The 26,489-nt window shown below is 74.2% G+C and carries 19 protein-coding genes and 1 pseudogene; 16 read left to right on the top strand and 4 right to left on the bottom strand.

What is annotated here, in order from left to right; translation table 11 throughout:
• Positions 1–81 precede the first annotated feature (81 nt).
• The 12 genes from ACZ4NT_RS00100 to ACZ4NT_RS00045 all read left to right on the top strand — a co-directional run bounded on the left by ACZ4NT_RS00100 (position 82) and on the right by ACZ4NT_RS00045 (position 15,954).
• The gene (locus ACZ4NT_RS00100; protein ID WP_121402956.1) at positions 82–1,098 is read left to right on the top strand and encodes a LacI family DNA-binding transcriptional regulator; all 1,017 of its coding nucleotides are present in this window, start codon (positions 82–84) and stop codon (positions 1,096–1,098) included.
• Positions 1,095–2,633 (top strand): sugar ABC transporter ATP-binding protein, encoded by a 1,539-nt coding sequence (locus ACZ4NT_RS00095; protein ID WP_121402955.1) that lies wholly within the window; start codon positions 1,095–1,097, stop codon positions 2,631–2,633. Before ACZ4NT_RS00100 ends, ACZ4NT_RS00095 begins: the two co-directional genes overlap by 4 nt.
• On the top strand, positions 2,623–4,575 hold the full coding sequence (locus ACZ4NT_RS00090) for an ABC transporter permease/substrate-binding protein (protein ID WP_467722372.1): 1,953 nt from the start codon (positions 2,623–2,625) through the stop codon (positions 4,573–4,575). The genes ACZ4NT_RS00095 and ACZ4NT_RS00090 overlap by 11 nt, the downstream gene beginning before the upstream one ends.
• Positions 4,576–4,703: 128 nt before the next feature.
• Positions 4,704–5,603, top strand: a complete 900-nt coding sequence (locus ACZ4NT_RS00085; protein WP_121404719.1) for a ribokinase — start codon at positions 4,704–4,706, stop codon at positions 5,601–5,603.
• Entirely contained in the window at positions 5,600–5,989 is a 390-nt protein-coding gene (rbsD, locus tag ACZ4NT_RS00080) for a D-ribose pyranase (protein ID WP_121402951.1), read from the top strand. The genes ACZ4NT_RS00085 and rbsD overlap by 4 nt, the downstream gene beginning before the upstream one ends.
• A gap of 346 nt (positions 5,990–6,335) precedes the next feature.
• The gene (locus ACZ4NT_RS00075) at positions 6,336–6,668 is read left to right on the top strand and encodes a hypothetical protein (RefSeq protein WP_121402950.1); all 333 of its coding nucleotides are present in this window, start codon (positions 6,336–6,338) and stop codon (positions 6,666–6,668) included.
• 23 nt (positions 6,669–6,691) lie between these two features.
• Entirely contained in the window at positions 6,692–7,003 is a 312-nt protein-coding gene (locus ACZ4NT_RS00070; RefSeq protein ID WP_121402948.1) for a pore-forming ESAT-6 family protein, read from the top strand.
• 89 nt (positions 7,004–7,092) lie between these two features.
• Complete coding sequence (locus ACZ4NT_RS00065) at positions 7,093–7,410, top strand: hypothetical protein (protein ID WP_121402946.1); 318 nt, start codon at positions 7,093–7,095, stop codon at positions 7,408–7,410.
• A 31-nt stretch (positions 7,411–7,441) separates the two neighbouring features.
• On the top strand, positions 7,442–8,806 hold the full coding sequence (gene eccD / locus ACZ4NT_RS00060; protein WP_121402944.1) for a type VII secretion integral membrane protein EccD: 1,365 nt from the start codon (positions 7,442–7,444) through the stop codon (positions 8,804–8,806).
• Between the two features lie 14 nt (positions 8,807–8,820).
• The gene (locus ACZ4NT_RS00055) at positions 8,821–10,419 is read left to right on the top strand and encodes a hypothetical protein (protein WP_467722369.1); all 1,599 of its coding nucleotides are present in this window, start codon (positions 8,821–8,823) and stop codon (positions 10,417–10,419) included.
• A 61-nt stretch (positions 10,420–10,480) separates the two neighbouring features.
• Positions 10,481–14,470 (top strand): type VII secretion protein EccCa, encoded by a 3,990-nt coding sequence (gene eccCa / locus ACZ4NT_RS00050; protein ID WP_467722367.1) that lies wholly within the window; start codon positions 10,481–10,483, stop codon positions 14,468–14,470.
• Positions 14,467–15,954, top strand: a complete 1,488-nt coding sequence (locus ACZ4NT_RS00045) for a DUF6177 family protein (protein WP_121402940.1) — start codon at positions 14,467–14,469, stop codon at positions 15,952–15,954. Before eccCa ends, ACZ4NT_RS00045 begins: the two co-directional genes overlap by 4 nt.
• Positions 15,955–16,000: 46 nt before the next feature.
• Here ACZ4NT_RS00045 and ACZ4NT_RS00040 read toward each other — a convergent pair whose 3' ends face one another.
• From ACZ4NT_RS00040 to ACZ4NT_RS00030, 3 genes are read right to left on the bottom strand one after another with little or no spacing between them, the layout of a single operon-like run.
• Positions 16,001–16,798, bottom strand: a complete 798-nt coding sequence (locus ACZ4NT_RS00040) for a sugar phosphate isomerase/epimerase family protein (RefSeq protein WP_467722858.1) — start codon at positions 16,796–16,798, stop codon at positions 16,001–16,003.
• Positions 16,799–16,833: 35 nt separating this feature from the next.
• Positions 16,834–17,985 (bottom strand): dihydrodipicolinate synthase family protein, encoded by a 1,152-nt coding sequence (locus ACZ4NT_RS00035; protein ID WP_467722365.1) that lies wholly within the window; start codon positions 17,983–17,985, stop codon positions 16,834–16,836.
• Positions 17,982–19,133, bottom strand: coding sequence for a Gfo/Idh/MocA family protein (locus tag ACZ4NT_RS00030; protein ID WP_467722364.1), 1,152 nt, complete (start codon positions 19,131–19,133; stop codon positions 17,982–17,984). Before ACZ4NT_RS00030 ends, ACZ4NT_RS00035 begins: the two co-directional genes overlap by 4 nt.
• Positions 19,134–19,390: 257 nt before the next feature.
• Between ACZ4NT_RS00030 and ACZ4NT_RS00025 the strand changes: the two genes are divergently transcribed.
• The 3 genes and pseudogenes from ACZ4NT_RS00025 to ACZ4NT_RS00015 all read left to right on the top strand — a co-directional run bounded on the left by ACZ4NT_RS00025 (position 19,391) and on the right by ACZ4NT_RS00015 (position 21,995).
• Positions 19,391–20,476, top strand: a complete 1,086-nt coding sequence (locus tag ACZ4NT_RS00025; RefSeq protein WP_121402932.1) for a LacI family DNA-binding transcriptional regulator — start codon at positions 19,391–19,393, stop codon at positions 20,474–20,476.
• Positions 20,477–20,911: 435 nt separating this feature from the next.
• A pseudogene (locus tag ACZ4NT_RS00020) lies at positions 20,912–21,082 on the top strand (N-acetyltransferase); the annotation flags it as partial.
• Positions 21,083–21,197: 115 nt separating this feature from the next.
• On the top strand, positions 21,198–21,995 hold the full coding sequence (locus tag ACZ4NT_RS00015) for a sugar phosphate isomerase/epimerase family protein (RefSeq protein WP_121402930.1): 798 nt from the start codon (positions 21,198–21,200) through the stop codon (positions 21,993–21,995).
• Positions 21,996–22,233: 238 nt separating this feature from the next.
• Here the strand turns inward: ACZ4NT_RS00015 and ACZ4NT_RS00010 are convergent, their stop codons facing one another.
• On the bottom strand, positions 22,234–24,258 hold the full coding sequence (locus tag ACZ4NT_RS00010) for a cell wall-binding repeat-containing protein (protein ID WP_467722361.1): 2,025 nt from the start codon (positions 24,256–24,258) through the stop codon (positions 22,234–22,236).
• Between the two features lie 247 nt (positions 24,259–24,505).
• On the opposite strand from ACZ4NT_RS00010, the gene ACZ4NT_RS00005 reads away from it, so the two are divergent.
• Positions 24,506–26,362: a glycoside hydrolase family 3 protein gene (locus tag ACZ4NT_RS00005; RefSeq protein ID WP_121402927.1), complete on the top strand. Its 1,857-nt coding sequence runs from the start codon at positions 24,506–24,508 to the stop codon at positions 26,360–26,362.
• Positions 26,363–26,489 lie beyond the last annotated feature (127 nt).

The raw sequence follows: 26,489 nt of genomic DNA, 5'->3' as shown, positions 1-26,489 counted from the left end.
GGCACCCCGCCCCTTGCTCCGAGCCCGTGTAATCGATTCCAATCCTCCGTGTAATCGATTCCACGAGGAGGTGGAGCGACGATGGCGAGCATCAAGGACGTCGCCGCCGAGGCGGGCGTGTCGGTCGCCACGGTCTCGCGCGTCCTGAACGACCATCCGTCGGTCAGCCCGGACGCACGCGCCCGTGTCCTGACCGCCGTCCAGACCCTGGGCTACCGCCCGAACGCCGTCGCCCGCTCCCTGCGCACCGACCAGACCCGCACCCTCGGCCTGGTCATCAGCGACGTACTCAACCCGTACTTCACCGCGCTGGCGCGCTCCGTCGAGGAGGAGGCCCGTGCCCTCGGCTACAGCGTGATCATCGGCAACGCGGACGAGCGGCCCGACCTCCAGGACCACCACGTCCGTACGCTGCTCGACCGCCGCATCGACGGCCTCCTCGTCTCCCCCGCCGACGGCGGCTCCCCCGGGGTGCTGGACGCGGCCCGCTCGGGAACCCCGATGGTCTTCGTGGACCGGTGGATCCCGGGCGTGGACGTGCCGGTGGTCCGGGCGGACGGGCGCGCGGCGGTGCGCGATCTCGTCGCCCACCTGTACGGGCTCGGCCACCGCCGGCTCGCCATCATCGCGGGGCCCGCGGCGACCACCACCGGCAGCGAGCGGGTGGCGGCCTTCCGGGAGGCGCTCGCCGAGTACGGTCTCGCGCTGCCCGCCGCCTACACGGGGCAGGGCGACTTCCAGGCGGAGAGCGGGCGGCGCGCCACCGAGGCGTTCCTCGACCTGGACGAACCGCCCGAGGTCGTCTTCGCCGCGGACAACCTGATGGCGCTCGGCGCCCTGGACGCCGTCCGCGCGCGCGGCATGCGGGTCCCCGACGACATCGCCCTCGCCGCCTTCGACGACATCCCCTGGTTCGTGCACACCGATCCGCCGATCACCGCGATCGCCCAGCCGACCGGCGCACTCGGCCGGGCGGCGGTGCGCGCGCTGGTCGACCGCATCGAAGGGCGGCCCCCGCAGTCCGTCACCCTCCCCGCCCGCCTCGTCGTGCGCCGCTCGTGCGGCGAGCCGGATCCCGTACAAAGGAGCAACCCGTGAGCCACCCGGACGAGTTGCTGCGTATCGAAGGGATACGCAAGACCTTCCCCGGCGTCGTCGCGCTCGACAGCGTGGACTTCGACCTGCGCCGCGGCGAGGTGCACGTGCTGCTCGGCGAGAACGGCGCGGGCAAGAGCACACTCATCAAGATGCTCTCCGGCGCCTACCGGCCGGACGCCGGACGGGTCCTCGTCGACGGTGAGGAGGTGCGCATCCACGGCGCGCAGGACTCCGAGCGACTCGGGATCGCGACCATCTACCAGGAGTTCAACCTGGTCCCCGACCTGACCGTCGCCGAGAACATCTTCCTCGGACGGCAGCCGCGCCGCTTCGGTCTCATCGACCGCAAGGCGATGGAGGCCGACGCGGCCGAACTGCTGGAACGGGTCGGCGTGCGGGTGTCCCCGCGCGCCCGGGTGCGTGAACTGGGCATCGCCCGCCTGCAGATGGTCGAGATCGCCAAGGCGCTGAGCCTGGACGCGCGCGTCCTGATCATGGACGAGCCGACCGCGGTGCTCACCTCCGAGGAGGTGGAGAAGCTCTTCGCCATCGTGCGCAGACTGCGCGAGGACGGTGTCGGCATCGTCTTCATCACGCACCACCTGGAGGAGATCGCCGCCCTCGGCGACCGGGTCACCGTCATCCGGGACGGCAGGAGCGTCGGCCAGGTGCCCGCGTCCACGCCCGAGGACGAACTGGTCCGCCTCATGGTGGGCCGGTCCATCGAGCAGCAGTACCCCCGCGAACGCGCCGACGCGGGAGCCGCGTTGCTGACCGTCGAGGGGCTCACCCGGGACGGCGTCTTCCACGACGTGTCCTTCGAGGTGCGCTCCGGCGAGGTCGTCGGCATCGCCGGCCTGGTCGGCGCGGGACGGACGGAGGTGGTCCGGGCGGTCTTCGGGGCCGACCCGTACGACCGGGGGTCCGTCGAGGTGGCGGGCGCGCGGCTGCCGTGCCACGACGTCAACGCGGCCATGACCGCGGGCATCGGGCTCGTGCCGGAGGACCGCAAGGGCCAGGGGCTGCTCCTCGACGCCTCCGTCGAGGAGAACCTCGGCCTGGTCACCCTGCGCGCGGCGACCCGCGGCGGATTCGTCGACCTCAAGGGGCAGCGCGAGGCCGCCGCCCGGGTCGCGAAGCAGCTCGGCGTCCGGATGGCCGGACTCGGCCAGCACGTGCGCACCCTGTCCGGCGGCAACCAGCAGAAGGTCGTCATCGGCAAGTGGCTGCTCGCCGACACCAAGGTGCTGATCCTCGACGAGCCGACGCGCGGCATCGACGTCGGCGCCAAGGTCGAGATCTACCAGCTCGTCAACGAACTGACCGCGGCCGGGGCCGCCGTCCTGATGATCTCCAGCGATCTGCCCGAGGTGCTCGGCATGAGCGACCGGGTGCTGGTGATGGCCCAGGGCCGGATCGCGGGTGAACTCCCGGCCGACGAAGCGACCCAGGACGCGGTGATGGCCCTCGCCGTCAGCACCCCCGCGACCCCCGACACCGGAACCACCACAGTGAGGGACTCCCGTGGCCACTGACACGCTCAAGAGCACATCGGGCGCCGGTGGCGCCTCGGCGGTCCGCCGCCTCCTCCTGGACAACGGCGCGCTGACCGCGCTCATCGTCCTCGTCGTCGCGATGTCGGCGCTGTCCGGCGACTTCCTGACGACCGACAACCTGCTCAACATCGGCGTCCAGGCGGCCGTGACCGCCATCCTCGCCTTCGGCGTCACCTTCGTGATCGTCTCGGCGGGCATCGACCTGTCGGTCGGCTCGGTCGCCGCGCTCTCCGCGACCGTCCTCGCCTGGACGGCCACGTCGCAGGGCGTCCCGGTGTGGATCGCGGTGCTCCTGGCGGTCGCGACGGGCATCGCGTGCGGCCTGGTCAACGGTGTGCTGATCGCGTACGGGAAGCTGCCGCCGTTCATCGCGACGCTCGCCATGCTCTCGGTGGGCCGGGGCCTGTCCCTGGTGATCTCCCAGGGCAGCCCGATCCCCTTCCCCGACTCCGTCTCGCACCTCGGCGACACGCTCGGCGGCTGGCTGCCGGTCCCCGTCCTCGTGATGATCGTGACGGGTCTGATCACGGCGCTGATCCTCGGCCGCACCTACATCGGCCGCTCCATGTACGCGATCGGCGGCAACGAGGAGGCGGCCCGCCTCTCCGGTCTGCGGGTGAAGAAGCAGAAGCTCGCGATCTACGCGCTGTCCGGTCTGTTCGCCGCCGCGGCGGGCATCGTCCTCGCCTCCCGGCTGTCCTCCGCGCAGCCGCAGGCCGCGCAGGGGTACGAACTCGACGCGATCGCCGCGGTCATCATCGGCGGCGCCTCGCTGGCCGGCGGCACGGGCAAGGCGTCCGGCACCCTGATCGGTGCGCTGATCCTCGCGGTGCTGCGCAACGGCCTCAACCTCCTCTCGGTGTCGGCGTTCTGGCAGCAGGTCGTCATCGGTGTCGTGATCGCGCTGGCCGTGCTGCTCGACACGGTGCGGCGCAAGGCGGGGGCGACCCCGGGGGCGGCCGGTACGGGCGGCCCGGGCGGCCGGGCCCGGCAGGCGGGCACCTACGTGCTGGCGGCCGTGGTCGCGGCAGCCGTCGTGGGCGCGATGTCCTTCCTGCACAACGACTCCTCCGGCGGCACGGACCGCAAGGTGGGCCTGTCGCTGTCGACCCTGAACAACCCCTTCTTCGTGCAGATCAGGGCGGGTGCGCAGGAGGAGGCGAAGAAGCTCGGCGCGGACCTCACCGTGACGGACGCGCAGAACGACGCCTCGCAGCAGGCCAACCAGCTGCAGAACTTCACCAGCGAGGGCCTCTCCTCGATCATCGTCAATCCGGTGGACTCGGACGCGGCGGGTCCGGCGGTGCGTGCCGCCAACAAGGCGGACATCCCGGTGGTCGGCGTCGACCGGGGCGTGAACAAGGCCGACACCGCGGCGCTCGTCGCCTCCGACAACGTGGCGGGCGGCAAGCTCGCCGCCAGGACCCTCGCCGACAAGCTGGGCGGCAAGGGCACCATCGTGATCCTGCAGGGCCAGGCGGGCACGTCCGCCAGCCGGGAACGGGGCGCCGGCTTCGCCGCCGGGCTGAAGGACTACCCCGGCATCAAGGTCGTCGCCCGGCAGCCCGCCGACTTCGACCGGACCAAGGGCCTCGACGTCATGACGAACATGCTCCAGGCCCACCCGGACGTCCAGGGCGTCTTCGCCGAGAACGACGAGATGGCGCTCGGTGCGATCAAGGCCCTCGGCTCGAAGGCCGGCAAGTCGGTCGCCGTCATCGGCTTCGACGGAACCCCGGACGGGCTGAAGGCGGTCGAGGCGGGCACCCTGTACGCCTCCGTCGCCCAGCAGCCGAAGGAACTCGGCCGGATCGCGGTGCGCAACGCGCTGGACGCGGCGGAGGGCAAGAAGGTCGACGAGACCGTGAAGGTGCCGGTGAAGGTGGTCACGTCCGAGAACGTGGCCGGGTTCGGCGGCTGACGTCCGCTTCGCGGGCCGGGTCGGGGGCACCTCGCTCCCGGCCCGGCCCGCGGGCACGGGACGGGGGCCGGGACCGGCCCCCTCGGAGGACGGGGTCCGCCCCGTCGACGCGACGAAAGAGTGTGCTGATGGACGACTACGACCTGCTGGTCGTGGGCTCGGCCAACGCCGACCTGGTGGTCGGGGTCGAGCGGCGGCCCGCGGCCGGGGAGACGGTGCTCGGCTCCGATCTCGCCGTGCACCCGGGCGGCAAGGGCGCCAACCAGGCGGTCGCCGCCGCCAGGCTCGGGGCGCGGACGGCCCTGCTGGCCCGGGTCGGTGACGACGCGCACGGGCGGCTGCTGCTCGACGCGCAGCGGGCGGCGGGCGTCGACACCGACGGGGTGCTCGTCGGCGGCGCTCCCACCGGGGTCGCCCTGATCACGGTGGACCCGTCCGGGGACAACAGCATCGTCGTCTCGCCCGGCGCGAACGGACGGCTGACCGCCGGGGACGTCCGCGCGGCCGGGGATCTGCTCCGGGCCTCCCGGGTGGTCTCGGCGCAGCTGGAGATCCCGCTGGAGACGGTCGTCGAGGTCGTCCGCACCCTGTCCTCCGGCAGCCGTTTCGTGCTGAACCCCTCTCCGCCGGCACCGCTGCCCGCGGAGGTGCTGGCCGCCTGCGATCCGCTGATCGTGAACGAGCACGAGGCCCGGGTGGTGCTCGGGGACGCGGCGGGGGCGGCGCCCGAGGACTGGGCGCGGGCGCTGCTCGCCCTCGGCCCGCGCTCGGTCGTCGTCACGCTCGGCGCCGAGGGTGCGCTGGTCGCGGAGGCCGCCGGCACGGCCAGGGTCCCGTCGGTCGCGGTGGAGGCGGTGGACACCACCGGGGCGGGCGACGCGTTCACCGCGGCGCTGGCCTGGCGGCTCGGGGCCGGGGAGCCCCTGGCGGACGCCGCAGCGTACGCGGCCCGGGTGGGCGCCGCCGCCGTCACCCGGAAGGGCGCGCAGGTGTCGTTCCCCACCGCCGAGGAGGTCGGCGCGCTGTGAAGAAGGCCGGAATTCTGAACCGCCATCTCGCCGGGGCCATCGCCGAGTTGGGGCACGGGGACGGGGTGCTGGTGTGCGACGCCGGGCTGCCCGTCCCGGACGGGCCGCGCCTGGTGGACCTGGCGTTCCGGGCGGGGGTGCCGTCGTTCGCGGAGGTCCTCGACGGGCTGCTGGCGGAGCTGGTGGTGGAGGGGGCGACGGCCGCCCGGGAGATCCGGGAGGCCAACCCGGAGGCGGCGGCCCTGCTCGGGGCACGGCTGCCCGCTCTGGACCTGGTCGCGCACGAGGAGCTGAAGTCGCGGTCGGCGGGCGCGCGGCTGATCGTGCGCACCGGCGAGGCGCGGCCGTACGCGAACGTGCTGCTGCGGTGCGGGGTGTTCTTCTAGGGGGTGCCGCACTTTCGAAGGGGCCCGGTCCGTCGACCGGGCCCCTTCGGCTTCCCCTCCGTATCAGAACCCCCGCGATCCCCCCGGATCCCCCTCCAAGAGTCCTGACGCAAGCTAGACCCGCGGACCGCCGGAAAGGTTGCACGGCCTTCCGGTTATTTTTTCCGGCGCCCCCGGCGCCCCCTCGGCACTCCCCCGGCGGGCCCCGGAACGCGGCGTCGCGAAGAGGTCCGTGTTACGTCCTGATCGTGTTACTTGGCGCCCAACGACGTTGCCGCTGCAACGCGTTATGGGTCACGATGTTCGACGTACTGGTGAGTCATACGCGATACACGGGGGTGGATACATGAAGTTCGACATGGGGGCCACGACCCTGGCGGACCTCGGCAAGAGCACGGTCGGATCCAGCGACGATCTGGGCACCCTGATCAAGTGGCTCGTGCAGGCCGCGGAGCCGCTGGAAGGGAAGTTCAACGGAGCCGGCAAGGCCGCGTTCGACTCGTTCAAGAACCGCGCGGACGAGATCACGGACGCGCTGAACGGCTCGCTGGGCGCGATCCTCGGCGGCCAGGGCGGCATGGACACCGCCTTCGGCACCGGTGACACCGAACAGCAGGACAACGCCCACCAGAACATGGGCCAGGCGAACTTCGACGCGGCCCGCTTCGGCGCCCGATAGACGACTCAAGGGGGAATGGGATCATGGGGCAGAACCAGGACCGCCGCTCGTACGACACCGGCGCCTCCACCGAGGTGCAGGGCAGTCTGCAGGGCATCATCGGACAGCTGGAGCGCGTGCTCGGCGACCGCGACCGCGCGGTGCAGGCCGCGATGGCCGAGTTCCAGGCCGACGGCGTCTCCGACGACTACCACGGCAAGGAAGTCCGCTGGAACCGCGCGGCGAACGAGGTCCGCGACATCATCCGCCTCGTCCGCACGACGCTGGAACAGAACGACGGCACCGCCCAGGCGACCCTCGCCAAGGCACGCGCCGCCGTCGACAACATCGGCTGACCGGGGCCCGCTCGGGGCGGCGGCGGTGACCGCGGCCCCGGGCGGGCCGTCACCGTGACCGCCAGCACTCCTGGCAGAAAGGGTTCGTCGTGACGGCCCAGGAGTACGACAGCCAGCTGCTGGAGTCCGTGTCGGTACGACGGCGGCGGCTGCGGGACGCCCTGCTGTTCGGGGCGCAGCGCCAACGCCGTTCGGTGGACGAGCGGTTGGGGAAGGTGTTCGCCGGCGTGGTGATCGCCGCGGTGCTGTGCGCCGGCTGCGTCGGGTGGTCGTTCGTCTCGCACCGGATCATCGGCAAGAGCCCCAACGGCGGCCCTGTGCAGCCCAGTCCGGGCGTCTCGGCACCGTCCTCGCCGGGCCCCTCGGCCCGGCCGTCCGCGTCCTCAGTGACCCCTTCTACCCGGTGATAGGTTCGAAATCGTGATATCTGCGGGGGCTTTGAGTCAGTCGGGGCCGAGTGACCGCACGGCGTTGAGCCGGGTCACCCTCGTCGGTGAGCAACGGCGCGTGGACCTCGTACTGCCGTCCCGGGAACCCGTCGGGCTGCTGCTGCCCGAGGTGCTGCGGCTGCTGGGCGACCGGGTCTCCGACCGCCCCCAGCTCCGGCATCTGGTCACCGCCGACGGCTCCGCGCTCGCCCACGACCAGACCCTGGAGTCCGCGGGAGTGCCGGACGGCGCGGTGCTGCGGCTGGTGCGGGCCGAGGACGCGCCGTCGGCGCCGGTGGTGCACGACGTGAGCGACGAGACCGCCGACGACCTGGACGGACGTGCCTGGCGCTGGCGGCCCGCCGTCCGGCGGATCGTGGCGGGCCTCGCGACGGTCGGCTGGGCGCTCGTGGCCGGACTGGTGGCCCGCGCCGAGTACGGGCACGACGCCGTCGCCGCCGGGCTGCTCGGTGTCGCCGCGGTGGCCGCCCTCGGCGGTGCGCTGCTGGGGCGAGCCGGCCGGCGCGGGCTCGCCGCCACGCTGATCACCACCGGCGGGGCGCTGGGAGTGCTCGGGGCCTGGACGCTGGGCGACGCCCGCGACTGGCCGGAGTCGGTGCAGCCGGCGGGCGCCGGGGCGGCCGTCGTCGTGACGCTGGTGCTGCTCGGCCGGTTCACTCCGCTGGGGCGCGGCGGGCTGGTCGGCGGCGCCGCGCTCGCCGTGACGGGGGTCTGCTGGGAGGCGGCCGTCGTCTCGCAGTCGGGCATGGCGGACGCCGGGGAGCAGGCCCGGGTCGGGGCCGTGCTCGCCGTCGGGTCCGTCGTCGTGCTCGGGCTGCTGCCCCGGCTGGCGCTGATGGCGTCCGGGCTGTCCGGTCTCGACGACCGGCGGTCGGGCGGCGTCTCGGTGAGCCGCTACCAGGTGTCGGCGGCGCTCGCCGCCACCCACCGGGGGCTGGCGCTGGCGACCGTCACCGTGGCCCTCTCCGCGGCGGCCGCGGGTGTCCTCGCCCTGCGGGACCCCTCCGTGTGGACGGTGCTGCTCGCGGCCGTCACCACGGCGGTACTGGCACTGCGGGCCCGCGCCTTCCCGCTGGTCGCCGAGGTCGTGGTGCTGCTGGCGGCGGCCGCCGTGCTCGCGGTGCGGCTGCTGACGGCGTGGCTGGACCGGTCCGGCGCCGCCGGGCCGCTGGCCGTGCTGACCGGGCTCGCGGTGCTGCCGCTCCTGGTGCTCGCGGTGCAGCCCGCCGAACATGTGCGCGTACGGCTGCGGCGGGCCGGCGACGTACTCGAATCCGTCGGTGTGATCGCCCTGTTCCCGCTGGTTCTCGGCGTCTTCGGCGTGTACGGACGACTGCTCGACACCTTTGCTTGATCTGAGGGGCGGACATGGCGCAGGAACAGGGTCAGGGAGGGGACTGGCAGCGGGACGTGCTGCGCCGGCTGGGACAGGCCGCCGCGGAGCCGCGTGCCGAGGGGCCCGCGGGTGCCGCCGGTCAGGCCGGAGCCGCGGGGCACACCGAGGTGCCCGGAGCCGTGGCGCGGACCGGGGGTGCCGGACCCGCCGGTGCCGCGGGAATCCCGGACGCCGCGGGTCCCGCCGAGGCCGGGCAGCCGTCCGGTCCTGCGGCCCGGCGAGCCGAGCCGGCGTTGCGGCTCGTGCATCCGCCCCGGCCCGGTGAGCCGTCGGCCGCCGCGCCCGCGCGGACCCCGGAACCGGCGTCCCCGGCCCACGCCGGCGGGCCTGCCGTACCGCCGGCGCCCGCGCGGTACGCCGGACCGGCCGGGCCGGTGACTCCCGTGCACCCGTCCGGTCCGGGCGGTCCCACCACCCCCGCGCACCCGGCCCCGGAGTCCTCGGTCCCCGTGCACCCCGCCCCCGCCCCGGCCCGGGAGTCCGCGGTGCCGCCGGCCCGCCCGGCGGCGCCCGCGCCCCTGCGCCCCGGCCGGCCCGGTGAGCCGTCCGGCACCGCCGCCCGGCCGGACCCGGCGCGGTCGGCGGCCGGCGAGGGGCAGCCGGGCAGCAGCCCGGTCCCGCGGGGGCACGGGGACCCGCGGCTGCCCACGACGGCCCCGGAGTCCGTACCCACCGTCGATCCGCGGCTCGCACGGGCCCTGGGACGGCCGCAGCACGGGGACTCGGTCACCCGGCGCACCGGACGCTCGCTGCGCCGGCTCACCGCGTCGGCCGCGCACGACGTGGCCGAGGAGACCCGCATCGCCAAGGAGCTGCAGCAGCCCGTCACCACCGGACGCGTGATCGCGGTGACCTCGATCCGCGGCGGGGTCGGCAAGTCCACCGTCTCGGCGCTGCTGGGCCGGACCTTCAACCACTACCGCCACGACCCCGTGCTCACCCTGGAGGCGGACGCCGCGCTCGGCACCCTGCCCGTGCGGATGGGCGCGGAGTCGGTCCGCTGGGCGTGCGCCGACCTCGCACAGATCCTCAGTCCGTCGATGCGGCTCAACGACGTCACCGGCTACCTGGTGCCGGTCGCCGACGGCGGCTGGCTGCTCCCGGCGAGCCGGGGCCGCGTCGGCGCACCGCTGGACGTGCCCACGTACCGCACGGTGACCCTGGCGCTGCGCCGCTACTTCGCGGTGACCGTGGTGGACTGCGAGAGCCTGCCCGGCGAGGTGGCCCGTACGGCGATGGACACCGCGCACGCCCGGGTGGTCGTCGCGCCCACGACCGCCGAGGGTGTCAACGGCACCCGCCAGGTCCTCAACTGGCTGGCCCAGCTGCCGCACGCGGCGCTCGCCTCCACGGTGGTCGCGCTCACCGCGGGCTCGCCCGACCTGGTGCTGGACGTCAGGGCGGCCACCGCGCATCTGAAGGAGACGGGCGTCACCGTGATCCCCCTCCCCTACGACCGTCACCTGGCGGGCGGCGGACCGATCCGCACGGACCTGCTCGGGCAGGCCACCCGCGACGCCACGGTCCGCCTCGCCGCCGAGGCCATGCAGCGCGCGACGAGGGTGCGATGACCGTCCGCCGCACCGCCGCGCCCCGCCACGTCACAGGACCCGTACGAGAAAGGGTCCGTCCGTGACCCAGAGTCTGATGCACCGGCCCGCCCGCTCCACCCGCCCGCTCGCGCCCGCCGAGCCGCGCACGGTCGAACCGCCGCCGAACCTGCCCGAGGGCAAGCTCGGCAACGCGGCGACGGCCCTGCTGCCGATGGCCGGCGTCATGGGATCGGTCGTCATGATGACGGTCATCCGCAACAGCCAGTTCGCGGCCCTCGGGGCGATGGTGCTGGTCATCGCGCTGCTCGGCGCGGTGGGCCTGTTCCTGTCCCAGCGCGGCAAGGCACAGCGCACCCGGCGGGCCCAGCGCGAGCGCTACCTGGAGTATCTGGAGGAGCTGCGGGAGGAGTTCGGGGCGGCCGAGCGGGACCGCCGGCAACTGGCCCGGGTCCTCAACCCGCCTCCGGAGGGGCTCTACGACCTCGTGCGGGATCCGGCGCGGCTGTGGGAGCGACGCCGGCAGGACCCCGACTTCCTGCGGGTGCGGGTGGGCACGGGCGACGTGCCGGTGCAGGAGATGGCCATCGGGTCGAACTCCGGCGGGGTGATGACACCGCCGGACCCCTTCATGCTCAACGAGGCGCGGGCGCTGCTCGCGCGGTACTCGGTCGCCGGCGACTGCCCGCTGACGGTGCCGCTGGACCGGGCGGGCAACGTGAGCATCGTCGGCGACCGCGAAGGAGTCCTGCGGGTCGCCCGCGCGCTGCTCGTCCAGGCCGCCGTCACCCACGCGCCCGACGACGTCGCCGTCGCGCTCGGCGTCCCCGGGGAACGGCTGGCCGACTGGGAGTGGGCCAAGTGGCTGCCCCACGTGCTCGATCCGCAGGAGCAGGACGGCCCCGTCGCCGCCCGCCGGATCGCGCCCAGCCTGGCGCAGCTCGCCGCGCTCTGCCGCCACGAACTCGGGCAGCGCGCCTCGTACGCGGCGGAGGTGCGCCGTGGGCTGTCCGGCCGGGACGCCCTGCGGATGGCGAGCCGGCTGCTGGTGATCAGCGACGAGTACGGCGGGACGGCCGCCGAACTCCCCCGGCCCGACACCGTGGTGGAGCTCCCGGACATGGGCGTCACCGTGCTGCACCTGCTGGAGCAGCAGGTGCACGAGCCGGACCGGGTCGGCGTCCGCATCCGCGTCGTCGGCGACCAGGTGACCGTCGAGGACCTGCGCGAGCCGTCCCCGGTCGCGCAGGGCACCGCCGACCCGGTGACGGCGGCGGGCGCCGAGGGGCTGGCGCGGCTGCTCGCCCCGCTGCGGCTGTCGGCGGAGTCCGCGGCCGAGGGCACCCCGGTGTCCGGTGCCGTGGACTTCCCGGGCCTGCTCGGCATCGAGGACCCGGCCGCACTGGACCTGGCACGGCTGTGGGCGCCGCGCGGCGAACGTGAGTTCCTACGGGTGCCGATCGGCCTGACCGACCGTCACGAACCGGTGCTGCTGGACCTGAAGGAGTCCTCGGAACTGGGCATGGGGCCGCACGGGCTGTGCGTGGGCGCGACCGGATCCGGCAAGAGCGAACTGCTGCGCACCCTGGTGCTCGCGCTGACCGCCTCCCACCCCCCGGAGGACCTCGCGCTGGTCCTGGTCGACTACAAGGGCGGCGCCACCTTCGCGCCGTTCACCGAACTGCCCCACGTGGCCGGGGTGATCACGAACCTGGAGAACCAGGCCGGGCTCGTCGAGCGCGTCCACACCAGCCTCGCCGGCGAGGTCAAGCGCCGCCAGCAGGTGCTGAAGGACGCCGGCAACGTCGCCGACATCGGGCACTACGCGGCTCTGCGCGCGGCCGGGCGCCCGGACCTGGAGCCGCTGCCCCATCTGTTCGTCGTCATCGACGAGTTCGGTGAACTCCTCACCGCCAAGCCGGACTTCATCGACCTGTTCCTGTCGATCGGGCGCATCGGCCGCTCCATCGGAGTGCACCTGCTGCTGTCCAGCCAGCGGATCGAGGGCGGCAAGCTGAAGGGGCTGGACACCTACCTCTCGTACCGCCTCGGTCTGCGCACCTTCTCCGCCGACGAGTCGCGCACGGTGCTCGACACCACCGACGCCTTCCACCTGCCGCCGCTGCCGGGCTTCGGCTATCTGAAGGTCGACACCTCGATGTACGAGCGGTTCAAGGCGGGATACGTCTCCGGCGCCTACCGCGGCCCGGCCCGGCAGGCGGACCGGGAGGAGGAACCGCTCGCCTGGCCCTACCCGGCCTTCAACACCCTCGACGCGGCCCCGGCCGAGGGCGCCGCCGAGCCCGCCGCCACCAAGCGGGAGACCGGCCCGACCGTGATGTCCGTGATGGTGGACCAGCTCACCGGCGCGGCGCCGCCGGTACGCCGGATCTGGCTGCCGCCGCTGCCCGGCGCCGTGACGCTGGACGCCGCCGCGGGGCCCGTCCGGGTGACCGAGCGCGGGCTGCACCTGGCCGCCGGCCTGGCCGGGGCGATGCGGGTGCCCCTCGGGGTGCTGGACGACCCGGCCAGCCAGTGGCAGGGCAAGTGGCTGCTCGACCTGACCGTGGCCGGCGGGCACGCGGCCGTCATCGGCGGCCCGCAGTCCGGCAAGACGACACTGCTGCGCACCCTCGCGCTGTCCCTGGCGACCACGCACACCCCGTACGACGTCGCCGTCTACGGGCTCGACCTGGTCGGCGGAGGCCTGTCGGCGCTGGCCGGGCTGCCGCACGTGGGCGGGATCGCGGGGCGCGCCGACCACGAGCGGGCCGCCCGGACGGTCGCCGAGGTGCGCTCGATGCTGGCCACCCGCGAGGAGCTCTTCCGCGAGCACGGCATCGACTCCGTCGACCAGCTGCGCCGGCTGCGGGCGCAGGGCCGCCTGGCCGAGCTCGGCTCGACCGACGTCGTCCTGCTCGTCGACGGATTCGGGGCGCTGCGCGACGAGTTCGCCGAGCTCGACGACTCGGTGACCGACCTGCTCAAGCGCGGCGGCGGCTACGGCATCCACGTGGTCGCCGGCATGCTGCGCTGGAACGACGTCCGCATCGCCACCCAGTCCATGTTCGGCACCCGCGTCGAACTGCGGCTGAACGACCCGGCCGACTCCTCCGTCGACCGCAAGCTGTCCGAGACGCTCTCCGCGGACACCCCGGGCCGGGTCCTCACGGACGGGAAGCTGTTCGCCCAGGTCGCGCTGCCGCGCATCGACGGCACGCCGTCCACGGACGACCTCGGCCCCGCGCTGGAGGAGGCCGCGCGCACGATCCGGGCCACCTGGCACGGTGACGTCGCGCCGCCGGTCCGGGTGCTGCCCACCCGGATGCCCGCCGCGCAGCTGCCCTCCGTGGCCGCCGAGCCGCACCGGGTGCCGCTCGGCGTCGACCAGGACGCGCTGGCGCCCGCCCTCCTCGACCTGTTCGGGAGCGACCAGCACCTGCTGATCCTCGGCGACAACGAGTGCGGCAAGACCAACCTGCTGAAGCTGATCGCCGGGCAGCTCGTCGAGCGGTACAGCGACGAGGAGCTGGTCTTCGGCGTCTTCGACCCGCGCCGGGGGCTGCGCGGGGTGATCCCGGAGGCGTACCGCGGCGGCTACGCGCACAACGCGAAGCTGTCCGCCGCGCTGGCCGGCGGCATCGCGAGCGAGCTGGAGAAGCGGCTGCCGGAGAGCGCGGACCCGGACACGCTCGGCACCGAGCCCGCCTTCACCGGGCCGCGGATCGTGATCCTGGTCGACGACTACGACATCCTGACCACGGCGGGCCAGCAGCCGCTGACGCCCTTCCTGCCGTACGTCTCCTCCGCGCAGGACATCGGGTTGCACTTCGTCATCGCCCGCCGCCTCGCCGGCTCCTCGCGCGCCCTGTACGAACCGCTGCTGACGACCCTGCGCGAGACCGGTACCGCGGCACTGGTGATGACCGGTGACCGGACCGAGGGGCAGCTCTTCCCCGGCCTGTACGCGTCCGCGCAGCCGCCGGGCCGCGGGACGATCGTCCGCCGCGGCCGGCACCACCAGCTCGTCCAGACCGCCCTCTCCGACCCCGAGGAAGCCGAACGCCCGTGACCAAGGACGTCATAGCCCTCACCCCGAAGATGCCCGACATCTGGGACCTGCTGGCCGGCCTGTACGCGGGCGGCCCCGACATGGACGTGTCCGCGGCGGCCGACGGCGCGGTCATCCAGCTCCACGGTCCTGGCGGGCGCCCGCTCGTCTCCGTCGAGGCGCCGGTCCTGGTGCAGGTGCCGGGCGAGGCCCGGCGCCTCCTCGGCCGGCCGGAGGACGACGTCCCCGTGCCGTTCTGGTGGACCGAGGCCCGCGCCTCCACGGCGGTGCCGGAGGCGGAACGGCTCGCCGGTTCGGTCTGCGGCCGGCTGAACGCCCTGCTGGGCGGCGTCACCTGGCCGTCCGGCGCGGCCCGTACGGACGTCGTGGACCTCTCGGCCGTACCGGCACCGGAGACCACCGCGGACGAGGCCGGCAGCGCCGCGGACGCGGAGCGCCCGGCCGCCGGCCCGGAGGGCGACGAGGCCGACGTGACGGCGCGCGTCGCGGTCGGCCTGCCCGCCGTGGACGTGCTCACCGACAGCACCGCCGTCGTGCTGGCCGACCGGCCGGTGGTCGCCCTGACGTCCTGGCTCTCGGAGATCCTGCGCGCGGCGTCCGGCTCGCGCCGCGCCCTGCAGATCGTGACCCCGCCGCACGTCCGGCTCAGCCAGGCCGCGCGCACCACCCTGGCGCAGGTGCCCAACCGCTGGGTCGTCCAGGACCCGGACTGCGGCTACTACGACGGGCTGTCCGGGGCCGTACTGCGCTGGCAGGGCGGCACCTTCACGCCCGCCCTCACCGCCGACGGGAGGGCGACGGTCGCCGAGGCCTTCACGGCGACCGGCCCGACGGCCGAGAGGCAGCTCCACGTCGCGTTCCGCACCCGGCACGCCGCCGATGCCAACCTGCTCCTGGGCGGGGCGCTGGAGACGGCGTGGCGGACGCTGACCGGTGGGCCGCCCGCGGGCTGGGGCACCGCGGAGCCGGTCAACCTGCCGTGGTCGCCGCGCCAGTTGACGGACCTCGCCCACGGGCGGGCGCCGGCCGCGACCCATCTCGTCGCCGTGGGCGACCCGGGCCGGCCCGCGGTCGGCACCCTCCGGGTGACGCGTACGGCGGCCGGGGTGGAGGAGGACGTGCACCTCGTCCTCGGTTTCGGCGCGGACGAGGACCTGCCGCTGGACGCGGTCCAGGGTCTCGCGGAGACGCTGGTGGGCGAGCACTCGCTGGTCACGCTGCTCGCCTCGGTGCGCCGGGCCCGCCGTGACCTGACCACGCCCCCGCTGCTGGAGGCCCCGCCGGTGCCGTTCTCCTTCACGCTGGGCCCCGACGAGGTGCGCGGCATGGGCCTGGACCACGCCCGCCGCCCGCCCGTCGCCGTCCGTCCCGTCCCGTTGGGGCCCGCCGCCAGGCCCGCGCTGCACTATCCCCTCGGGGACGGGACGGATGCGCAGTCCTGGACGACCTTCCAGCAGCTCACCCGGCACCTGAAGCAGGGCTAGCGGGTGCTGTCCGACGCGGGCGCCCGGCCTTCGCCGGGTGTCCGCGTCACAGGGCGTGCGCCGCGAACCGCTCCGCCGTCTCCGCCAGCACCTCGCGTCCGTCCCGCGCCCACAGCCCGTCGTTGAACAGCTCGACCTCGATGGGACCGCGGTAGCCGGCGGCCTCCACGTACCCGCGCCACTCCCGGAGGTCGACCGCGCCGTCCCCCAGCTGCCCGCGTCCGGTGAGGGCACCCTCCGGCAGCGGGGTCGTCCAGTCCGCGAGCTGGAAGGTGTGGATGCGCCCGCCCGCACCGGCCCGGGCGATCTGCCGCGGCGCGGTGTCGTCCCACCAGACGTGGTACGTGTCCACCGCGACGCCCACCTGGTCCGCCGGGAAGCGTTCCGCGAGGTCCAGCGCCTGGGCAAGGGTGGAGACCACGCAGCGGTCGGAGGCGAACATCGGGTGCAGCGGCTCGATCGCGAGCCGGACACCGTGCCCGGCCGCGTAGGGCCCGAGCTCCGCCAGGGCGTCGGCGATCCGCCCCCGGGCGCCGCGCAGGTCCTTCGATCCGGCGGGCAGGCCGCCGGAGACCAGCACCAGCGTGTCGGTGCCGAGGATCGCGGCCTCCTCGATCGCCGCCCGGTTGTCGTCCAGGGAACGGGCCCGCTCGCGCGGATCGATCGCCGTGAAGAAGCCGCCGCGGCACAGCGTGGTCACGGCGAGCCCCGCGTCGCGCACCAGCTTCGCCGCCGCCTCGACACCGTACGACCGGACGGGCTCCCGCCACAGGCCGACGGCGGGTACGCCCAGGTCCACGCAGGCGGCGGTCAGTTCGGGCAGCGAGAGCTGCTTCACCGTCATCTGGTTGACGGAGAGACGGGAGAGGTCCTCGGTGCTCACTGGGCGACTCCGTACACGGCCAGCAGGTTCTTCATACGGGACTCCGCCAGCGCCGGGTCGGGGAACAGGCCGAGTCCGTCGGCGAGTTCGTAGGCGCGGGCGAGGTGCGGGAGCGAACGGGCCGACTGCAGACCGCCCACCATCGTGAAGTGGGACTGATGGCCGGCGAGCCAGGCCAGCAGGACCACCCCGGTCTTGTAGAAGCGGGTCGGCGCCTGGAAGAGGTGGCGCGACAACTCGACCGTGGGATCGAGCAGTTCACGGAACCCTTTGGTGTCCCCCGTGTCGAGGACGCGCACGGCCTCGGCGGCGAGCGGGCCCAGCGGGTCGAAGATGCCCAGCAGGGCGTGACTGAAGCCCCGCTCGTCGCCCTCGATCAGCTCCGGGTAGTGGAAGTCGTCGCCCGTGTAGCAGCGCACGCCCTTCGGGAGTCTGCGGCGCAGGTCGACCTCCCGCCGCGCGTCCAGGAGGGAGACCTTGATGCCGTCGACCTTGTCGGGGTGCGCGGCGATCACCTCCAGGAAGGTGCCGGTCGCGGTGTCGAGGTCCGTCGAGCCCCAGTAGCCCTCCAGCGCCGGGTCGAACATCGGTCCCAGCCAGTGCAGGACGACGGGCTCGGCGGACTGGCGCAGCAGACGGCCGTAGACGTCGAAATAGTCCTCGGCGCTCGTCGCCGCCGCGCACAGCGCGCGGGACGCCATGAGGATCGCCTGCGCGCCCGCCGACTCCACGAGCGCGAGCTGCTCCTCGTAGGCGGCCCGCACGTCGTCGAGCGAACCGGAGGCGATCTGGTCGGTGCCCACCCCGCAGGCGATCCGGCCGCCGACCGCCCGCGCCTCGGCGGCGGAGCGCCGGATCAGCTCGGCCGCTCCGGCCCAGTCCAGGCCCATCCCGCGCTGGGCGGTGTCCATCGCCTCGGCGACACCGAGCCCCTGCGCCCACAGATGGCGCCGGAAGGCGAGGGTCGCGTCCCAGTCGACGGCGGCCGGGGAGTCGGGGGTCGTGTCGGCGTACGGGTCGGCCACGACGTGCGCGGCCGAGAAGACGGTACGGGAGGTGAAGGGCGCGCCGGACGACAGGGCGAGCGGCTCGGAGCGCGGGGTGTAGGCGCGCAGGGCGCCGCCCGCGCCGGGCAGTCGGATCGTCACAGCGAGATCTCCGGTACGTCGAGGCGGCGGCCCTCGGCCGAGGACCTGAGGCCCAGTTCGGCGAGCTGGACACCGCGGGCGCCGGCCAGCAGGTCCCAGTGGTAGGGGGTGCCGGCGTGGACGTGCCGCAGGAACAGTTCCCACTGGGCCTTGAAGCCGTTGTCGAACTCGGCGTTGTCCGGCACCTCCTGCCACTGGTCGCGGAAGGAGTAGGTGGCCGGGATGTCCGGGTTCCAGACCGGCTTCGGCGTGGCACTGCGGTGCTGCACACGGCAGTTGCGCAGCCCGGCGACCGCCGAGCCCTCCGTGCCGTCCACCTGGAACTCGACGAGTTCGTCGCGGTTCACGCGCACCGCCCAGGAGGAGTTGATCTGCGCGACGATGCCGCCCTCCAGTTCGAAGATGCCGTACGCGGCGTCGTCGGCGGTGGCGTCGTAGGGCTTGTCCTGCTCGTCCCAGCGCTGGGGGAGGTGGGTGGCGGTGACGGCCTGGACCGAGGCGACCCGGCCGAACAGCTCGTGCAGCACGTACTCCCAGTGGGGGAACATGTCGACGACGATGCCGCCGCCGTCCTCGGCACGGTAGTTCCAGGAGGGGCGCTGGGCGGACTGCCAGTCGCCCTCGAAGACCCAGTAGCCGAACTCGCCCCGCACGGACAGGATCCGCCCGAAGAAGCCCCCGTCGATGAGCCGCTTGAGTTTCAGCAGGCCCGGCAGGAACAGCTTGTCCTGAACGACGCCGTGCCGGATGCCCGCCGCCCGGGCCAGCCGGGCCAGCTCCAGGGCGCCGTCCAGGCCGGTCGCGGTCGGCTTCTCGGTGTAGACGTGCTTCCCGGCGGCGATCGCCTTCCTGATCGCCTCCTCGCGCGCGGACGTGACCTGCGCGTCGAAGTAGATGTCGACGGCCGGGTCGGCGAGCACCGCGTCCAGGTCGGTCGACCAGTGCTCCAGACCGTGGCGCTCCGCCAGCGCCCTCAGGGCGTGCTCGCGCCGCCCGACGAGCACCGGTTCGGGCCACAGCACGGTGCCGTCGCCGAGGTCGAGACCGCCCTGCTCGCGCAGGGCGAGGATCGAGCGGACGAGGTGCTGGCGGTATCCCATGCGCCCCGTCACGCCGTTCATGGCGATACGCACCGTCTTGCGTGTCACGTGATTCCCTCCGTACGCGTCCGGCGCCGCGCGCGCTCACAGGTGAGCGTGACAGCAAGCGCTTTCTATACGCAGGAGAAGCTAACCGCTGCACGGGCCATCGGACAAGACCGTGTGGACCGCGAGATGTTCGACGGTGCGGACAAGAGGTACGGTCGCGCGGCGGGGGGTGCGGCAGCGCACGGCCGATCGGGCCGTGGCGGCCGGCGTACGGCCCCGGGACCGACCGAGAAACGCGCGACCGGAGGAACGACGAGATGACGGTGACCCTGGCGGACGTGGCGGCGCGCGCGCAGGTCTCGCCCGCGACGGTGTCGCGTGTGCTGAACGGGAACTACCCGGTGGCTGCCTCCACGCGCGAGCGGGTGCTGCGGGCCGTGGACGAGCTGGACTACGTGCTGAACGGGCCCGCGAGCTCGCTGGCCGCCGCCACGTCCGACCTGGTCGGCATCCTGGTCAACGACATCGCCGACCCCTTCTTCGGGATCATGGCGAGTGCCGTCCAGGGCGAGATCGGCGGACCGGCGGGGCTACCCGGGCACGCCTCGGGCGTGCTCGGGGGCGGGCGCGCGGGCGGTGAGCGCCTCGCCGTCGTCTGCAACACGGGCGGTTCCCCCGAACGGGAGCTGACCTACCTCACCCTCCTGCAGCGTCAGCGGGCCGCCGCGGTGGTCCTGACCGGCGGCGCCGTCGAGGACGCGACGCATGCGGCGGCGGTCGCGGCGAAGCTGCGCAGGCTGACGGAGGCCGGGACCCGGGTCGTCCTGTGCGGACGGCCGCCCGCGCCCGGGGACACCGGGGCGATCGCGCTCACCTTCGACAACCGCGGGGGCGGGCAGCGGCTCACCGAGCATCTGATCGGGCTCGGGCACCGGCGCATGGGGTACATCGCGGGGCCCGAGGAGCGGACGACGACGCGGCACCGGCTGGAGGGGCATCAGGCCGCGCTGGCGGCGCACGGGATCGAGGACGATCCCCGGCGGATCGTGCACGGCCGGTACGACCGGCGGGCCGGGTACGAGGCGACGCTCGAACTCCTGCGGCGCGAGCCGGAGTTGACGGCCGTCGTGGCCGCCAACGACACCGTCGCGCTCGGGGCGTGCGCCGCGCTGCGGGATTCCGGGCTGCGGATTCCCGAGGACGTGTCGGTGGCCGGCTTCGACGATCTGCCGTTCAGCATCGATGTGGTGCCCTCGCTCACGACCGTGCGGTTGCCGTTGTCCGAGGCGGGGGCGCGGGCGGGGCGGATCGCGATGGGGCGGGAGGAGCCGCCGCCGGGGGGGATCGCGACGGTTCGGGGTGAGCTGATGGTGCGTGGCTCCACGGGGGGTCCCCGGGGCTGATGTCCCCGGGTGCGCTCTCTTTCCCGCGGGGCGGGTCGGCGTGCGGTGCCGCGTCCGGTCCCGGGCTGCGGTTCGAGCGGGCTCGGCCCTCCGGCGCACCCCCGGCACCGCGGGTCCGCGTCGCCCCGGGGTGGGCCGGCGACCCCGGCGGGTACGGGGTGCCGTTCCAGGAGGCTCACTCCCCCCTCGTACATCGGCACCCCGCGCCCCGGCGAGCGCCGTGGCGGGCCCACTCCCCCTCGTACATCGGCACCCCGTATGCCGGCCGGCGCCGGGTGGGACGGCTGACCCGGCGCCAACGGAGAGCCGCCCGGGTGGGCCCACTCCCCCGCACGCAGCAGCACCCCGCGTCCCGGCGAGCGCCGTGGCGGGCCCACTCCCCCTCGTACATCGGCACCCCGTGTGCCGGCCGGCGCCGGGTGGGACGGCGAACTTGGCGTCGGCTACCGCGAGCTGGTCCTGGGGACGAACGACGCCCTGGCCCCGGCCCGCCGCAACTACCAGCGCCACGGCTTCGTCCTCGTCGCCGAGAAGCCCCACCGCTCTTTCGGTGCGGAGCTGGTCGGCCAGGACTGGCGTCCGGATCTGCACGGCGCGGCGCAGTGACGGCCGTGCCGCGCGGCACCCGGCGGGTAGGGTCCGCCCCATGCTGTGCTGTCCCGGGGGACACCGGACCCCCGGCCGGGCCACCGCGCCCGGGGCTCCGTAGCGAGGTGCAAAAGTGAAACTGGCCTTCTCCACCCTTGGCGTCCCCGGACTCCCCGTCCCCGACGTCGTACGACTCGCCGCAACGCACGGTTACCACGGTGTCGAGCTGCGGGCGCACCCCGAGGAACCGGTGCACCCGGGCCTCGGCCCGGCCGAACGGGCGGACGTCGCGGCCGAGTTCAAGGCGGCCGGCGTCGAGATCCTGGGCCTGGCGGGGTACCCGCGGGTCGCGGCACCCGGCGAGGACGGGCCGGTCCTGGACGAAATCAGACAACTCCTGGACCTGGCCCGGGACGTGGGCGCCCCCTTCGTCCGGGTCTTCCCCGGCGGCGGCGACCTGAGCCCGGACGAGGCGGACGCGACGGCGGCCCGGCGCCTGGGCACGGCGGCGGAGTACGCGGCGGACCTCGGCGTGCGGATCCTGCTGGAGACCCACGACTCCCACCGCACCGGTGCCGACGCGATGCGCGTCCTGGGCGCGGTCGGCCACGCCAGGGTCGGCGCGCTCTGGGACGTCATGCACACCTGGCTGGGCGGCGAGCAGCCGTCGGCGACGTACGCAGCCCTGTCCCCGCATCTGGGCTACGTCCAGGTGAAGGACATCGCGTCACCGGACGACACGACGCCGCTGCTGCTGGGCACGGGCGTCCTCCCGCTCACCGAGTGCGTGGAACTGCTGTCCCGCGAGGGCTGGGACGGCTGGCTGTGCTGGGAGTACGAGAAGCGGTGGTACGAGTCCGCGCCGCCGCTGGAGCCACTGCTGGCCCCCGGCCGCGACCATCTCGCCCGGCTGCTGAACGAGTCGGCGTAGAACGGCCGCGCCGGCGCCCCGCACCCGCACCCGCACCCGCACCCGCACGGAGCGGACCGGAACGCACCCCGGGGCAGGGGGGGGGGGGGGGGGGGGGGGGGGGGGGGGGGGGGGGGGGGGGGGGGGGGGGGGGGCCCGCCTCCCCCCCCCCCCCCCCCCCCCCCCCCCCCCCCCCCCCCCCCCCCCCCCCCCCCCGGGCCGGGACGGGGAGCGACGCGGAAGCGCGACCCCGCCCCCGCTACTCGTGGGTGGCCCGCACCGAGTCCAGGTCGGGACGCGGCACCGCGACCGTGCCGCGCGGTGCGGCCCCGTCCGTCCCGTTCCGGGCGGCGGACGGCGCGGACAGCGTGGATTTCTGCGCCGTCTGCGCGGGAGGAAGCCCCTCGTAGTACGGGCTGTACTTCACGAGGGAACTGCCCGCGCTGATGGCGGACCCGGCCGCGGTCAGCCCGGACGCCGAGACCGAGCCGGTGCCGCCGAAGGCGACGACCACGTTGACCGCGGCCGCCTGCTCCCGCAGGTACGTCGCGTCGGCCTCGGGCAGCGCCGTCTCGTCGGTCCACAGCACGGGACCGTAGGAGAGCATGCCGGTGCTCGCGGAGACACCACCGCGCCAGCTGTCCGACCAGGCGAGGCCGACCATGGCCGGCGAGGTCCACCAGAACCGGGCGAGGGCGGCGGACGTACCGTCGTGCCCGCTGGCGCTGATCGGGTAGTACGACCAGGTGTCGGGCCAGTTGGAGAGGTAGGTGTGGGTGAGCGCGTACTTCGCCGAGGCGCCCACCGGCACGACGGCGGTCTCGTCGGGGTCGAGCGAGTTGAGGTACGACGTGACCGACGAGGTCAGCGTGTTGCCGTCGTTGAGGACGACCGTGCCCTTGCCGCCGTACCCGAGGGCGCCGGCCGCGGCGGAGGCCGCCATCGCCGAGTGGTAGTCGGTGCCGGTGGCGAGGAAGACGTAGTCGGGCGCGCCGGTCACGGCCTTGGCGACCGCCACGGACGTGGAGTAGCGCGAGGTGCCCGCCAGCCGCTTCGGCGTGAAGCCGAGGGAACCGACCTTGCTCGCGACGGTGCTGGACAGGATGTCCGTGCCGCCGACCAGGTAGACCGTGGCGCCGGGCTTCAGCGTGCGCTTCAGCTCGGTCTGCACGGCGGCCGACAGCGAGGTCTCCGACGTCATCAGCAGGGGCCCCTGCTTCTGGCCGGCGAGGCTCTGGCCGGTCAGGGCGTAGGACGGGCTGTCCTTGCTGACGAGGACGGCCGACTTGGCGTCGATGAGGCCGGGCTCGCGCTGTCCGACCGTGTTCCAGGTCCAGCGGGACGCGGCCACGTTGGTGCCGTAGGAGTCCGCGCCCCAGACCCGGGCGACGCTCTGGCCGCGCAGCGGCTGCCAGGCCGGGTCGAGGACCGACGACGTGCCCGGAGGCAGCGGCATCTTCGTGACGTCGCCGGTGGCGACGTCCACGATCCGGGGGATCGCGACGTCCTCGTCGGTCCCGTTGGTGACGACGATGCGCGTGCCGGTCGGCGACCACGCAGGGGCGTGCGCGTCGTCGTCGAAGGTGAGCTGGCGCTCCCCCGTGCCGTCGACGCCGACGACGAACAGCCGGCTGTCGCGGACGAAGGCCACCTGGGTGCCGTCGGGCGAGATCGCGGGGTCGTCCCCGGTGTCGGCCAGCTTGGTGAAGGCGCGGCTGGTGGCGTCGTACAGCCAGATCGCCGAGCCGGTCGGCGAACCGCAGGTGTCCCCGGTGCGGACGAACGCGATCAGGCCGTTGACGGACGCGCTCGGCTTGCGGTCGCAGCCGTCCTCCGCGGTGGCGAACAGCGGCTGCGCGTAGCGGGAGCCGTCCGAGGGCGCGTAGCGCAGGCGGCCGCCGCCGGAATAGACGACCGTGCCGCCGTCGAAGAGGAAGGTCGGGTCCCCCACCGAGGTCATGGAGCCCTGCTCCTGGATCTTGACCAGGGTGGAGCCCGTGTAGCGGCGGGTCTCGACGCGGTTGTCCTTCACGTACGCGACCCGGCTGCCGTCGGGCGACCAGGACGGCTGCCGCGCGCCCGAGACGAAGTCGGTGTAGGTGCCGGAGCCCGGCTCGGTCGTCTGGACGACGTCGCGTGCGCCGTTGACGAACATCAGCTTGCCGTCCGCGGCCTGCCAGGTGACAGGGCCCGCGGCCGCCGCGCCCGGCGCGGTGGCCATGCCGGCGGCCACGGCGACGGCGGTGCCCAGTGCCGCGAGCACGCGGCGTCTTCGATTCTTCATGTGCCCCCCCAAAAGTGATGAAAGAGCTGTCGTTCACCTCCCCGGTGCGGAACGGAAACGTCACGTTCCTCCGCGACAGCTGCGCCACTGTAGCCGCGCAGGTGATCAGAAAGGAACAGCTTTCAATCAGCTGTCACCGGCGCGCCCCCGGCCGAGTCCGCCGGTGGCGGCCCCTTCCCGGTTACTGTGCACACCCTTGACTGGAAGAAACTTCCCGGATATTCGTGGCTCCTCGGAAGTTTCCTTCATGAGGGAAGGAGCGCACGTGCGCGACTCCGGCACGGGAAGCACCGCAAGACCGTCCAGACGTTCCGTTCTCACCGCCACGGCGGGCGTCACCGCCGCACTCGCCGCAGGAGGCGGCGCGTATGCCGCCGACGACGGCCGGCCGCGACACGACGACAAGAAGCTGCGCGCTCTCATCTCCCGCATGACGCTGGAGGAGAAGGTCGGCCAGCTCTTCGTGATGCGGGTGTACGGCCACTCGGCCACCGCGCCCGACCAGGCCGACATCGACGCCAACCTCAAGGAGATCGGCGTCAGGACGGCCGCGGAGCTGGTCGCCAAGTACCGCGTCGGCGGCATCATCTACTTCGCCTGGGCGCACAACACCCGCAGCCCGCAGCAGATCGCGGACCTGTCGGACGGCATCCAGCGGGCCTCCCTGGGGCTGCCGCGCGGCCTGCCGGTGCTCATCTCCACCGACCAGGAACACGGGATAGTGGCACGCGTGGGCAAGCCCGCGACGCTCTTCCCCGGTGCGATGGCCCTGGGTGCCTCGGGCTCGCGCGAGGACGCCCGGACGGCGGGACGCATCGGCGGCGCCGAACTGCGCGCGCTCGGCATCCGCCAGGACTACGCGCCGGTCGCCGACGTGAACGTCAACCCGGCGAACCCGGTGATCGGCGTGCGGTCCTTCGGCGCCGATCCGGACGCCGTGGCGGGTCTGGTGGCCGCGCAGGTGAAGGGCTATCAGAGCGCCGGCGTCGCGGCGACGTCGAAGCACTTCCCCGGGCACGGCGACACGGCCGTCGACAGCCACTTCGGTTTCCCGGTCATCGAGCACAGCCGGGAGCTGTGGTCGGAGTTGGACGCCGTGCCGTTCCGGGCGGCGATCCGGGCCGGTATCGACTCGATCATGACCGCGCACATCATGGTGCCGGCGCTCGACCCGGCCGGCGACCCGGCCACCCTCTCGCATCCGATCCTCACCGGCATCCTGCGCGGCGAACTCGGCTACGACGGGGTGGTGGTGACGGACTCCCTCGGTATGGAGGGCGTCCGCACGAAGTACGGCGACGACCGCGTCCCCGTGCTCGCCCTGAAGGCGGGCGTCGACCAGCTGCTGAACCCGCCGTCCATCGACGTGGCGTGGAACGCGGTGCTGACGGCCGTCCGGGGCGGCGAGCTGACCGAGGCCCGGCTCGACGAGTCGATCCTGCGCATCCTGCGCCTCAAGGCGAAGCTGGGCCTCCTCAAGGACGCCTACGTGCCCGCGGGTGCCGTGGAGCGCACGGTCGGCACCCCGGCCCATCTGAAGGCGGCCGACCGCATCGCGGACCGCACGACGACCCTGCTGGTCAACCGGGAGGACCTGCTGCCGCTGTCCCGGCGGACGCACCGGAACGTCCTCGTCGTGGGAGCCGACCCGGCCTCGCCCTCCGGCTCCGACGGGCCGCCGACCACCGTGCTCGCCGCGACGCTGACCGGGCTCGGCTTCTCGGCGACCGCGCTGTCCACCGGCACGGCGCCCACCCAGGCGGTCATCGACAAGGCGGTGGCCGCGGCGAGGGACAAGGACGCCGTGGTGGTCGGCACGTACAACGTGTCGGCGACCAGCACCCAGAAGGCCCTGGTCGAGCAGCTGGTGGCGACCGGTGTCCCGGTGGTCGCCGTCGCCATCCGCAATCCGTACGACGCGGCCCGGCTCCCGGACGTCGGCGCCTTCCTGGCCGCGTACGCGTGGACGGACGTGGAACTGCGGGCCGCGGCACGGGTGATCGCGGGGGCCGTGTCACCCACCGGGAAGCTGCCGGTGCCCGTGCAGCGGGCGGACGACCCGGCACAGGTGCTGTACCCCATCGGGTACGGGCTGTCGTACTAGCCGTCCGCCACGCCCTCGGTCGTCCCGCCGGTGTGGGGGGGGGGGGGGGGGGGGGGGGGGGGGGGGGGGGGGGGGGGGGGGGGGGGGGGGGGGGGGGGGGGGGGGGGGGGGGGGGGGGGGGGGGGGG

This window comes from Streptomyces sp. NPDC026417, from assembly GCF_055567695.1.
This window is presented reverse-complemented; position numbering and strand designations above follow the sequence as displayed.

What these genes read in the sequence shown, in the direction of transcription:
- ACZ4NT_RS00100 (WP_121402956.1), top strand. Translation starts at nt 82, where the DNA reads ATGGCGAGCATCAAGGACGTCGCCGCCGAGGCGGGCGTGTCGGTCGCC.
- ACZ4NT_RS00085 (WP_121404719.1), top strand. Translation starts at nt 4,704, where the DNA reads ATGGACGACTACGACCTGCTGGTCGTGGGCTCGGCCAACGCCGACCTG.
- ACZ4NT_RS00075 (WP_121402950.1), top strand. Translation starts at nt 6,336, where the DNA reads ATGAAGTTCGACATGGGGGCCACGACCCTGGCGGACCTCGGCAAGAGC.
- ACZ4NT_RS00070 (WP_121402948.1), top strand. Translation starts at nt 6,692, where the DNA reads ATGGGGCAGAACCAGGACCGCCGCTCGTACGACACCGGCGCCTCCACC.
- ACZ4NT_RS00055 (WP_467722369.1), top strand. Translation starts at nt 8,821, where the DNA reads ATGGCGCAGGAACAGGGTCAGGGAGGGGACTGGCAGCGGGACGTGCTG.
- ACZ4NT_RS00040 (WP_467722858.1), bottom strand. Translation starts at nt 16,798, where the DNA reads ATGACGGTGAAGCAGCTCTCGCTGCCCGAACTGACCGCCGCCTGCGTG.
- ACZ4NT_RS00025 (WP_121402932.1), top strand. Translation starts at nt 19,391, where the DNA reads ATGACGGTGACCCTGGCGGACGTGGCGGCGCGCGCGCAGGTCTCGCCC.
- ACZ4NT_RS00010 (WP_467722361.1), bottom strand. Translation starts at nt 24,258, where the DNA reads ATGAAGAATCGAAGACGCCGCGTGCTCGCGGCACTGGGCACCGCCGTC.
- ACZ4NT_RS00005 (WP_121402927.1), top strand. Translation starts at nt 24,506, where the DNA reads ATGAGGGAAGGAGCGCACGTGCGCGACTCCGGCACGGGAAGCACCGCA.